General features: G+C 42.2%; 9 protein-coding genes and 2 pseudogenes. 8 read left to right on the top strand and 3 right to left on the bottom strand.

Translation table 11 applies throughout. The annotated features are described in order from the left end of the window. The 3 genes and pseudogenes from ACNAV8_RS11485 to rarD all read left to right on the top strand — a co-directional run. Positions 1 to 135 (top strand): annotated as a pseudogene (locus ACNAV8_RS11485) (IS110 family transposase); the annotation flags it as partial. Positions 136 to 210: 75 nt separating this feature from the next. Then, complete coding sequence (gene ilvY, locus ACNAV8_RS11480) at positions 211 to 1,089, top strand: HTH-type transcriptional activator IlvY (RefSeq protein ID WP_415777744.1); 879 nt, start codon at positions 211 to 213, stop codon at positions 1,087 to 1,089. Between the two features lie 35 nt (positions 1,090 to 1,124). Continuing rightward, entirely contained in the window at positions 1,125 to 2,009 is an 885-nt protein-coding gene (rarD, locus tag ACNAV8_RS11475) for an EamA family transporter RarD (RefSeq protein ID WP_103855059.1), read from the top strand. A 149-nt stretch (positions 2,010 to 2,158) separates the two neighbouring features. Here the strand turns inward: rarD and ACNAV8_RS11470 are convergent, their stop codons facing one another. Beyond that, positions 2,159 to 4,072, bottom strand: a complete 1,914-nt coding sequence (locus ACNAV8_RS11470) for an ABC transporter ATP-binding protein (RefSeq protein ID WP_415777743.1) — start codon at positions 4,070 to 4,072, stop codon at positions 2,159 to 2,161. Positions 4,073 to 4,260: 188 nt separating this feature from the next. Between ACNAV8_RS11470 and ACNAV8_RS11465 the strand changes: the two genes are divergently transcribed. From ACNAV8_RS11465 to ACNAV8_RS11455, 3 genes are read left to right on the top strand one after another with little or no spacing between them, the layout of a single operon-like run. Then, positions 4,261 to 4,515, top strand: a complete 255-nt coding sequence (locus tag ACNAV8_RS11465; RefSeq protein ID WP_103855060.1) for an oxaloacetate decarboxylase subunit gamma — start codon at positions 4,261 to 4,263, stop codon at positions 4,513 to 4,515. A 24-nt stretch (positions 4,516 to 4,539) separates the two neighbouring features. After that, positions 4,540 to 6,384 (top strand): sodium-extruding oxaloacetate decarboxylase subunit alpha, encoded by a 1,845-nt coding sequence (oadA, locus tag ACNAV8_RS11460; protein ID WP_415777742.1) that lies wholly within the window; start codon positions 4,540 to 4,542, stop codon positions 6,382 to 6,384. A 13-nt stretch (positions 6,385 to 6,397) separates the two neighbouring features. Then, complete coding sequence (locus tag ACNAV8_RS11455; protein ID WP_264256190.1) at positions 6,398 to 7,702, top strand: sodium ion-translocating decarboxylase subunit beta; 1,305 nt, start codon at positions 6,398 to 6,400, stop codon at positions 7,700 to 7,702. A 53-nt stretch (positions 7,703 to 7,755) separates the two neighbouring features. Here ACNAV8_RS11455 and ACNAV8_RS11450 read toward each other — a convergent pair whose 3' ends face one another. Next, positions 7,756 to 8,712 (bottom strand): MFS transporter, encoded by a 957-nt coding sequence (locus ACNAV8_RS11450; RefSeq protein WP_245872535.1) that lies wholly within the window; start codon positions 8,710 to 8,712, stop codon positions 7,756 to 7,758. Between the two features lie 894 nt (positions 8,713 to 9,606). Between ACNAV8_RS11450 and ACNAV8_RS11445 the strand changes: the two genes are divergently transcribed. Together ACNAV8_RS11445 and nadE are read left to right on the top strand one after the other, a co-directional pair. Beyond that, the gene (locus ACNAV8_RS11445) at positions 9,607 to 10,701 is read left to right on the top strand and encodes a nicotinate phosphoribosyltransferase (protein ID WP_264256191.1); all 1,095 of its coding nucleotides are present in this window, start codon (positions 9,607 to 9,609) and stop codon (positions 10,699 to 10,701) included. A 61-nt stretch (positions 10,702 to 10,762) separates the two neighbouring features. Further along, complete coding sequence (gene nadE, locus ACNAV8_RS11440) at positions 10,763 to 11,500, top strand: NAD(+) synthase (RefSeq protein WP_103855063.1); 738 nt, start codon at positions 10,763 to 10,765, stop codon at positions 11,498 to 11,500. A gap of 234 nt (positions 11,501 to 11,734) precedes the next feature. Here the strand turns inward: nadE and ACNAV8_RS11435 are convergent. Continuing rightward, positions 11,735 to 11,876: pseudogene (locus ACNAV8_RS11435) on the bottom strand (IS1595 family transposase); the annotation flags it as partial. Positions 11,877 to 11,901: the final 25 nt, after the last annotated feature.

Here is an 11,901-nt window from a genome sequence, read left to right as displayed (position 1 = left end):
AAACAATTTTACGAACGCTTACGCGCGAATGGTAAGGCGTTCAAAGTGGCGATTAACGCCTGTATGCGTAAGCTTCTAACCATTTTAAATGCGATTGTCCGCGATGGTTCGCAATGGGACGCTCACGCGCTTTAATTAACGAATTTGTATTTTTGCTTTTTAGCGGAATACAGTTGCTACAATAAAACCTTTTTTATTGAGAAAAAACCAATGGACTTCCAAGATCTAAAACTTTTCATCGACCTAGCGGAAAATAAAAATTTCGCTAAAACTGCGGGGCAGCATTATATGTCGCCCTCCACCCTTTCACGGCAAATTAAACGGCTTGAAGAAGAATTGGGTGAGCCGTTGTTATTGCGTGATAACCGCAAGGTTTCGCTCACTCCCGCAGGCGAACTATTTTTGCAATTTGCTTATCCACAATGGCAACAATGGCAATCTTTAAAACAGCAATTTCGTTCTAATCAGCAGGAGTTGCAAGGGGAGCTGCGCCTATTTTGCTCGGTTACTGCCGCATACAGCCACCTGCCACCAATGTTAGAAAAATTCCGCTCACACTATCCAAAAGTAGAAATTCAGCTAACCACTGGCGATCCTGCGATGGCACTTGACTTTATTCAGCGTCAACAAGTTGATTTAGCCCTAGCTGGACGCCCCGCGCACTTGCCACAAAATGTAATATTTCATCATATTGATGACATAACCCTTTCCCTCATTGCGCCACGAGTAGCCTGTGCCACCACGCAATTATTGCAGCAAACACCCATTGATTGGCAAGAAATCCCCTTTATTTTGCCAGTGGAAGGGCCTGCTCGACAGCGGATTGATCAGTGGTTTCAACAGAAAAAAATCAAACACCCGAAAATTTACGCCACCGTATCAGGACACGAAGGGATTGTATCAATGGTGGCGCTTGGTTGCGGTGTAGCATTATTGCCTGATATTGTGATCCAAAACGGCCCGCTTAATTTACAGGTTTCCACCTTAGAGATTGATATTCCCGTGCAGCCATTCGATTTAGGGATTTGCGTACAAAAGAACTTACTAAATTTGCCCTTAGTTCGTGCATTTTGGCAAATGTTGGGGTAAAGTGCGGTAAGAATTTGGTGAATTTTAGGTGGATTATGGTAAAAGGTATCGGTTTTTCTCTTTTAGCCTCAATGTTGTTTGGCTATATTTATTATTTTTCCACATTATTACTGCCATTAAGTGGCGAAGATATTTTTGGCTATCGTGTTGTTTTTACTGCACCTTTTGTGATTGCTGCGGTGTTTATTTTTCGCCAAAAATATATGCTGATCGCTCACCTAAAACGCATCAAATCGCAGCCTTGGTTATTGCTGGTTTTTCTATTTAACGGCAGCATTATGGGATTTCAAATGTGGCTTTTTTTATGGGCGCCAAACAACGGCGGCGCATTGAGCGTTTCCCTTGGCTATTTGCTACTGCCCCTCGTTTTAGTGGCAGCAGGGCGAATTTTCTTCAAAGAAAGCATTTCTCCGATGAAATTTCTTGCCATCATCATCGCCGCCATCGGCATCGCCTTTAACATTAGCGCAAAGGGCGGACTTTCTTGGGAAAGCATTGCCGTTTGCACTTACGCCGTTTATTTTATGGTTCGCAAATGGTTCGGCTTTAACGACATCACCAGTTTTGCCATTGAGATGGTATTGACCTTGCCTGTGTGTATTTATTTCGCCGCGCAAGTAAACATCGCAGAAGTGCGGTTGGTTAATCCGAATATTTTATCGTTATTATTTCTTCTTGGCTTGCTCAGCGGCATTGCCTTTAATGCTTACATTGTTGCCAGCAGCCTATTGCCTATCAACGTACTAGGATTACTTGGCTACGCTGAACCCATAATGATGCTCGCCGTTTCGCTATTCATCGGAGAAAATATTGACGCCGAAAATTACCCGCTCTTTTTATCTTTAATGATCGGTATGGGGCTGATCATCATTGATGGATTACGAGCAATGCAACGAAAAACAGTTCCCCCCATTTCCTAAACGCCCTCATATTTTCCATACAAAAGGAAATATAAAGTGCGGTGGGATTTTGCGGAGTTTTTATCGCAACAGACTATCCTTAATATAAAGAAACAAAAGGGCGAATCATTCGCCCCAAAAAATCCTAAAAAAAGCACCGCACTTTTGTTTTAACTGCCTAATATCGTTTCAATCTCTTCCTGCACGGCAAACCATTCCATTTCGACTTCGTCTAGCTGTTTTTTGTATTCCGCTTGATCTTTTAAAAGTGCGGTGAGATTTTCTTTCATTTCAGCTTGGTACAGATCACCGTTGGCGAGCTGTTGCTCAATGTCTGCCAGCTTTTGTGATAGAGCTTCCATTTTGCTTTCCCATTGGGCGAGAGATTTTCGCAATGGCGCGAGCTGTTGGCGAAGTTCCGCTTCTTTGCGTTTTTGCTCTTTACGATTTTGGCTGCAGCTTTCTTTATTGCTTTCTGTTTTGCCAGAGAGTTGGCTTTGGCTATTTTGTTCGTTGAGCCATTTTTGATAATCGTCTAAATCGCCTTTAAACTCTTCTACTTGCCCATCGTGAACCAAATAAAACTCATCAACGGTATTGCGTAATAAGTGGCGGTCGTGGGAAACAATCACCAGCGAACCCTGATAATCCACTAAGGCTTCGGTGAGGGCTTGTCGCATATCCAAATCTAGATGGTTGGTTGGCTCATCGAGCAACAGTAAATTCGGACGTTGCCAAACAATTAACGCTAGCACTAAGCGTGCTTTTTCGCCACCCGAGAAATGAGCGACTTGTTCGTTCACTTTATCGCCGTGGAAAGCGAAGCTGCCGAGATAATCGCGTAATTGTTGTTCTGTTTGTTGTGGGGCGAGCTGCTGCATATGCCAAAGGGCGCTTTCTTCCGCGCGCAAGGTATCCAGCTGATGTTGCGCAAAATAACCAAGCTGTACGCCTTTTGCGAGCTGAATATTACCAGAAAGTGCGGTGATTTCTCCCGCTAATAATTTGATCAGCGTGGATTTCCCTGCACCATTTTTACCCAGCAAACCAATGCGTGAACCAGGGACGAGATTTAATTTGATTTGTTTCAGAATTTCCGTGGTTTGCCCATTATTTTCATAACCCGCACTGACTTTCTCCATTGAAAGCAATGGATTAGGCAACGCCAGCGGCTCACGAAATTCAAAGGTAAATGGATTATCCACATAAGCAGGGGCGATAAGCTCCATTCGGGCAAGGGCTTTCATTCGGCTTTGGGCTTGTTTCGCTTTAGTGGCTTTGGCTTTAAAGCGGTCGATGTATTTTTGCAAATGAGCCACTTTTTGCTGTTGTTGACGGTATAACGCGGTTTGTTGGGCTAATTTTTCCGCCCGTTGTTTTTCAAAAGAAGAATAATCGCCCGTGTATTCGTTAATTTTTTGATTTTCGATATGCAGAATTTTATCCACCACAGGATCAAGAAAATCGCGGTCGTGAGAAATCAGCACCAATGTGCCTTGATATTGTTGCAACCAGCGTTCCAGCCAAATTACCGCGTCTAAATCTAAATGGTTGGTTGGCTCATCAAGCAAGAGCAAATCGGAAGGGCATAATAGGGCTTGGGCTAAATTTAACCGCATACGCCAACCGCCAGAAAAGGCACTCACAGGCTGGCTTAATTCTGCTTGGCTAAAACCTAAGCCGTTTAATAATGATGCGGCACGGGATTGAATCGTCCACGCGTCAATGGTATCCAACTGTTCGTGAATGCGTGCAATGGCATTGCCATCATTGTTTTGATTGGCTTGCTCTAACTGTTGCTGTAATGCCACATATTGGCGATCGCCTAAAATCACATAATCCAAGGCGGAAATGGCAAGAGATGGGGTTTCTTGATTCACCCAAGCCAGTTGCCAATTTGTGGGGTAATTCACTTCACCGCCCTCTGCACTGATTTCTTTTTTTAATAAGGCAAGTAGCGAAGATTTACCGCAGCCATTTTTGCCCACCAAGCCCACTTTTTGCTTCGGATTAATGGTGGCATTGGCATTTTCTAGTAAGGTCGTTTGTCCACGTTTTAGCGAAAGATTGGTAAATAAAATCATTAAATTTCGGTTTATCTCTGATCAACAAAAGGGTTATTTTCCACGTTTTTATAAAAATTGCCAATCATTCCAAATTTTTATTGGAAATTTTTCAAAAACCATTTTCAACAATGTGATCTAGTTCAATTTTTTTATAACCTAAACAGGATATGATACAAAATGCAGTTTTACATCTTTGAGGTATAAAAATGACAAACGCTGAACTTATGCAAGAAGGCATAAATCTGATGCTTTCAGGAATGGGGTTCGTGCTGGTTTTCTTGTTAATCCTAATTTTTGCCATTGGATTAATGTCGAAACTGGTAAACCGCTTTTTTCCTGAGCCTGTTCTCACCCAGCCTTCCCCGATAAAAGCACCATCCACTCAAACAGATGATTTAGAAAGATTACGCCCAATTATTGTGGCGGCGATTGCTCATCATCGCCGTAATCAAGGGCTTTAAATTGATTAATTTGGAGAAAATACAATGACTGTTGAAAAGAAAAAAATTGCCGTAACTGATGTTGTGTTGCGTGATGCACACCAATCCCTTTTTGCGACCCGTTTACGCCTTGATGATATGTTACCTATTGCTGCTGAGCTTGATGAAATTGGCTATTGGTCGCTTGAAGCTTGGGGCGGTGCAACCTTTGACTCTTGTATTCGTTTTTTAGGGGAAGATCCTTGGGTGCGTTTGCGTGAACTCAAAAAAGCAATGCCAAAAACCCCATTACAAATGTTATTGCGTGGGCAAAATTTGCTTGGCTATCGTCATTATGCTGATGATGTGGTAGATCGCTTTGTGGAACGTGCCGTGCATAACGGAATGAGCGTGTTCCGTGTGTTTGACGCAATGAATGATCCGCGTAATATGCAACAAGCATTGAAAGCGGTACGCAAAAATGGCGGCCACGCACAAGGCACACTAAGTTATACCACAAGCCCCGTGCATACTTTACAAACTTGGCTTGATACCACAGAACAACTGTTAGAAATTGGTATTGATTCCCTTGTGATCAAAGATATGTCGGGCATTCTCACACCAAATGAAGCCTATCACTTAGTTAGCGAAATCAAACAACGCTTTGATGTGCAACTTCATCTTCATTGCCACGCCACCACGGGAATGGCAGAAATGGCCTTATTGAAAGCCATTGAAGCGGGCGTGGACGGCGTAGATACTGCCATTTCTTCAATGAGTGGCACATACGGACACCCCGCCACCGAAGCCTTAGTGGCCACCTTAAAAGGCACGCCATATGACACGGGGCTAGATATTCAAAAATTAGAGAAAATTGCTGCCTATTTCCGCGAAGTTCGTAAAAAATACCATAAATTTGAAGGCCAATTAAAAGGCGTAGATAGCCGTATTTTGGTGGCACAAGTGCCGGGCGGAATGCTCACCAATTTGGAAAGCCAGCTCAAACAGCAAAATGCCTCTGACAAACTGGATTTAGTGTTGCAAGAAATTCCAAAAGTGCGGGAAGATTTGGGCTATATTCCATTGGTAACGCCAACCTCGCAAATTGTTGGAACACAAGCGGTGATCAACGTGCTAATGGGTGAGCGTTATAAAACCATCGCCAAAGAAACCGCAGGGATTTTGAAAGGTGAATACGGTCGCACGCCTGCCCCTGTGAATGCTGAATTGCAAGCACGCGTGTTAGAGGGTGCAGAGCCAATCACCTCACGCCCTGCGGATCACCTTGAGCCTGAAATGGAAAAACTCACTGCCGAAATCAAACAGCAAGCCAAAGAGAAAGGCATCAAACTGTCTGATAATGAAATTGACGATGTGCTTATTGTGGCATTGTTCCCACAAGTGGGGCTGAAATTCCTTGAAAATCGTGGCAACCCTGATGCCTTTGAGCCTGCACCAACGGTGGAACAAGCACCAGAAAAAACTTCGCAAAAAACCACCGCACCTGTAAACCAATCTGCCGGTGGCGCAGCGGTTTATACGGTGGAATTAGAGGGCAAAGCCTTTGTGGTGAAAGTGAGCGAGGGCGGCGATATTAATCAAATCACCCCAGCTGCAACACCATCAGTTCAACCAGCTCAACCTGCACAAACCGCACCACAGCCTGCCGCGCCGCAAGCCACACCGCAAGCAGCAAATGGTACGCCAGTGAATGCGCCAATGGCAGGCACTATTTGGAAAGTAGTGGCAACCGAGGGGCAACAAGTGGCGGAAGGCGATGTGTTGCTCATTCTTGAGGCGATGAAAATGGAAACGGAAATTCGTGCGGCAAGTGCGGGAACGGTGCAAAATATCCGCGTGAAAGCTGGTGATGCCGTTGCCGTGGGCGATACCTTATTAACGATTGCATAAGTGCGGGGTAAAAATGGAAAGTATTTTGTCATTACTGCGTGGAATGGGCATTATGCACCTAGAGTGGGGGCAGGCGGTGATGATTGCCGTCAGCCTGCTACTCTTATGGCTTGCCATTGCGCGCAAATTTGAACCCCTGTTATTGCTACCCATTGGCTTTGGTGGATTGCTCTCTAATATCCCAGAAGCAGGGCTGGCAATGACTGCGTTGGATAATCTGTTGCACAATGGCACAAGCCAGCAACTGGCGATAATCGCGGAGAAACTCGGCACAGTGGCAGATCCTCTCGCCATTAAGACCGCACTTAACAACGCTTTGCCGTCTGTGCAAAATGAGTTGGAAGTGATGGCAGGCGATATGGGCTATACCGCAGGTGTGCTGGCATTGTTCTATAAAGTGGCGATCGGATATGGCGTTGCTCCGCTCATTATTTTTATGGGCGTGGGTGCGATGACGGATTTCGGCCCACTGCTCGCCAATCCACGCACGCTCTTATTGGGCGCAGCGGCACAGTTTGGTATCTTTGCTACGGTGTTGGGCGCATTAGGCTTAAACTGGCTGGGTATCATCGACTTTACCCTGCCACAAGCTGCCGCAATCGGCATTATTGGTGGAGCAGACGGCCCAACCGCCATTTATCTTGCGAGCAAACTCGCCCCTGAATTATTAGGTGCAATCGCCGTGGCAGCCTATTCTTATATGGCGCTCGTGCCATTAATTCAGCCGCCGATTATGAAAGCGCTCACTTCACAGCAAGAACGCAAAATCCGAATGGTGCAACTGCGTACTGTAAGCAACCGCGAAAAAATTCTTTTCCCGATTGTTCTATTAGTACTGGTGGCGTTGCTCTTACCTGATGCTGCGCCATTATTAGGAATGTTCTGTTTTGGTAATTTAATGCGCGTCAGTGGCGTGGTGGAACGCTTAAACGACACCGCACAAAATGCGCTGATCAACATCGTTACCATTTTCCTAGGGCTTTCCGTTGGGGCAAAATTGGTGGCGGATAAATTCCTCCAACCACAAACTCTCGGGATTTTATTATTAGGTATGATCGCCTTTGCTATCGGTACCGCATCTGGCGTATTAATGGCGAAATTAATGAACCGCTTTAGCAAAAATCCAATTAACCCATTAATTGGCGCAGCGGGGGTTTCTGCCGTACCAATGGCCGCGCGCGTTGCCAATAAAATTGGTTTAGAAGCCGATCACCAAAACTTCCTACTAATGCACGCAATGGGGCCAAACGTCGCAGGCGTTATTGGATCTGCCATCGCTGCTGGGGTAATGTTGAAATATATTTCAGCTATTATGTAAAAGCACATAAAAAAGCCACCTTAGGGTGGCTTTTTTACTTCACACATTTTACTTCATTCTTCATGAATGGTTATGGATTTTCTTTCCCTACGCAAATAATATATAAACAATCCCAAAGCAATGGCTGCCGCCAAAATAGCATACAGCGTAATCAATTTGCTTAACACATATTGCTCAGAAAAATAGCCGATAAGTCCAAAAGTACCCACCATAATTAAAGAACCTAAAGAATTTGCTACAGACTGTAAAAAGCTGCGCTGATCAGAGGCAATACGATGATTTAAAATGACATTTAAAGAGGTATCAATAATTTCATAACAAATTAATAAGAATACAAATTGAATTATCATCATTGAGGCAGAAGGGAAAACATAACTCACCATTAACATTAAACATAGCATTACTAAGAAAATGATAATGGATTTCTGCTCCGTAATCTTTTCTGCAATATGCCCTGAAATGACCGATGAAAAAGCACTAAAAATAAATGACCCCGAGTACACTAATCCAATTAATGCCATATTAATGGAAAACTCTGCTAATATTTCTTGGTAGTACAACACAATGGAGCTGAATACGCCTTGTAAAATCCCGATAACTATAATCAGTAAAGCAACGGGGTGTGCAATGAGCATAAAAAATAACGCTTTTTTCGACCGCACTTCTGTTTCTTGAAGATTAACTGCCCCATCAGCAGCTACCACGGTTTCACCTTGCGTTTTTTGCGCCTGATAAACATCCCCTACCGTCATCATTAGCCCAAACGCAACCAATTGTGCGGCAATACCTAAATAAAAAAACCAGTCCCAATATTGTTGATCCGCAATCCACCCGCCAATGAAAGAACTGAAAGCCAAAGCACCAATAGAAAGTGCATTATATAATCCGAAGATTTTATGATAATGTTGTTGCTTATTTTGATAGTGTAAATCATCATATAACAAAGCACGATCGGCGCCAGAAATTAATGCAAGCGCAAAACCAAAAATAATAAAAGCACTAAATGCCATTATCAGATTTGATATATGCAACATTAAAAAACAAATAACATACATTTAGCAGAAAAGTCTTGATGCTCACGCGGAAAAATTTTCCAAAAGAAGCATCCCCCCTGTTACAATTTACACCTTTATAAAAATCTATTGGAGTAAACTCTTTTCTTTCAGTAAAAAATAATAAATCTCAAAAAAAATCTATATTTCATCATCAAGTATAGACATATCAAAAAAACCTATTATCTAAAATATTAAAATAATATTTTTCTAGATCGTCTATACTGTACAATCTATTTCCATATAATGAAAAACATGTACTATTAGAGTACTTCAAAATTACATCCTTCTTAAGCTGCATTTTTTCATAAAAACCTCTTGACAACCATTTTAATTTCAGAAATGACAAAAAAGCTTGTTTTGCAAACAAACTCTTATCGCGATTTAACCGACACAGAAGAGAAAGATGAAAAAGAATACAACCACTCAAAAAATAAAATCTATGAAAGTCACTGTGAACCATGTAATAGAATCAGTAAATCGCTGCTAGAAAAATAGACTAATCTAAAGCTATCTTATAGGAATAAGATAGCTTTTTATCATGGATTTGCATAATACTTATGATTTATAGCCCTTATCTATCTATTACTATGCATATATTTCTATCTCTTGAAACTTAAAAAAACGATTGTCAATCTTTTTGTTCACTCTCGTCATCCCCGCCTCCTAAAATGAAACAAGCAATATAACAAAAGTTACTATCCAACCATTTTTTATCACTCAAGACCACAACCAGCCCTCAAGTGTTATCTCTGCTTATCAAAATGCTCTTTTCTATGAAATATTTTTGTTGTAAATCGCAAAAATGTAGCACACAATATACATAATAAATAACTTACTATCCATTTTACTATGAGCAAAGAAAAAACACTTAAAAAAGAGAAAGTAAATATCACAAGACGACCATCTCAAACCTTTAATTTTGATGAAAAGATAGGAGAAGGGTACTTTTCCGCGAGCTATTTTCTAAAAGCAAAGCACATTGCGGAACAAAAGAGGCCAAAACAATGGGTAACAATGCAATTCTTCCAAAAAAAACAGGCCATTTTATGTGGTGTTGATGAAGCCATCGCCTTACTACAACGTTTTGCACGGAACCCTGAAGGATTGAAAATTTGGGCATTAAATGATGGCGACGTAATCTCCCCCTTTGAAAGCGTATTAATTGTTGAAGGATTTTATGAGGATTTTGCCTATCTCGAAGGGATTATTGATGGCATTCTAAGTCGTTGCACCTCCATCGCCACCAATGTGCGGGAAACGCTCAACGCCGCCAACGGAAAACCCATTATTTTTATGGGCGACCGCAATGATTATTTTACCTTGCAACCCACTGATGGCTACGCCGCCTATATTGGCGGGGCAACAATGCAAGCCACCGATGCAATGCACCAATACCAAGGCGGAACAGGCGTAGGCACAATGCCACATTCCCTTATTCAACTGTTTAATGGCAACCTTATTCAGGCTTGCGAGGCCTATATGCAAGTCTATCCTAATTCTCCCCTTACCGCTTTGGTTGATTACAACAATGATGTGATTACCGATAGTTTAAAAGTAGCAAAACACTTCGGTGAAAAACTCTATGCGGTGCGCGTTGATACCTCCGCCAATATGGTAGATCGCTACTTCCTTACCCACCAAGAAACCTTTGGACAAGAGGATTTGCGTGGCGTTAATGTGCCATTAATCAAACAACTGCGTCATCAACTAGATCAAGCAGGCTTTCCATGGGTGAAAATTGTGGTGAGTGGTGGTTTTAATCAACAGAAAGTACAACATTTTGAACAACAAAATGCCCCTGTGGATTACTATGGCATCGGTGCCTCTTTGCTCAAAATCTCCATTGATTTTACTGGGGATTGTGTACGTTTAAACGGCAAAGCACAAGCAAAAGCGGGAAGACACTACCGTGTTAATCCACGCTTAAGTACGGTACATTTTTAGCACGTTTTTCTCTCCCAAACATTGGGAACAGTTATGAATATTTATAGTAAGGAGAAGTCCAATGAAAGATTATTTAGCCTATTTAATTCAATGGGTTGAGCAACAACGACAAGATTATAATGCCCTTGGCTATGTGGTCGGCATTAGCGGCGGAATTGACTCTGCGGTGGTCAGCCATTTATTAATGCGTACAGGCGCGTCCGTGCAAGGCCTATTACTACCTTCTGCCACAACCAGCACGCAAGATGTAGAAGATGCCAAATTAGTTGCTGAAAGTGCCAAATGCCCTTTATTAACGCTTCCTATCACACCACTGTATGAATGTTTTATGGATTCGATGTCTCCACTATTCAATCAAAATGCACAACACCAAGCCGTGATCAAAGGCAATGTACAAGCCCGTTTGAGAATGCTTGCACTTTATGCTTACGCGCAAAGCCACCAAGCCATTGTAGTGGGAACAGATAACGCTGCAGAATGGTTTACGGGCTATTTCACCAAATTTGGTGATGGCGGTGTGGATATTGCCCCTTTATTAGCCTTACGCAAAGAACAAGTTTATGAGCTAGCAAGGCTATTGAATGTGCCTCAACAAATCCTCACTAAAGCCCCCAGTGCGGGCTTATGGGAAGGGCAAACAGACGAACAAGAAATGGGCGTAACTTATCAAGAAATTGATGCCTTTTTACGCGGTGAACCTATCTCCGCACAAGGCAGAAAACAAATTGATTTTTGGCATCAACGCTCACACCATAAACGTAGATTGCCTGCTTCACCTGTAAAACCTAAGTTGCCATAATGTGGAAAGCATCACTGCATCTGTTTTCTTTATATCAATTATGCTCTTCTTCTCAAGGAGTTTATAAAACAAATCTAAATATTACATTAGAATTTGTCGTATGCACTCCTTCTCACCTGCGCTACTATCAAATAAGCATTATTAAGTCTACTACCAATTCTTACTATCTTTAATTACCTTATATTATTGCTTATACATTGATGGCATTACTTTTGGGGCTGTAGTAGATTAGCCCTAAATTTCACACCATTTTCGCAATATTTTTAACTGCTCTTTTGGTGTCCCAAAGTTAAACCGAAATTCACATTCCTTCAAGAATAAAGGAAAGTTTTTTCGGTTAATTCCATTATATTTTCGCAGTATCCGCTTCGCCTGANTCCAAAAATTTNCAATGCCATTAA

Source organism: Avibacterium endocarditidis (assembly GCF_965138825.1).
Taxonomy (GTDB): Bacteria; Pseudomonadota; Gammaproteobacteria; order Enterobacterales; family Pasteurellaceae; genus Avibacterium; species Avibacterium endocarditidis.
The sequence above is the reverse complement of the archived record's forward strand: the minus strand, read 5'-3'. Positions and strand labels throughout refer to the sequence as shown.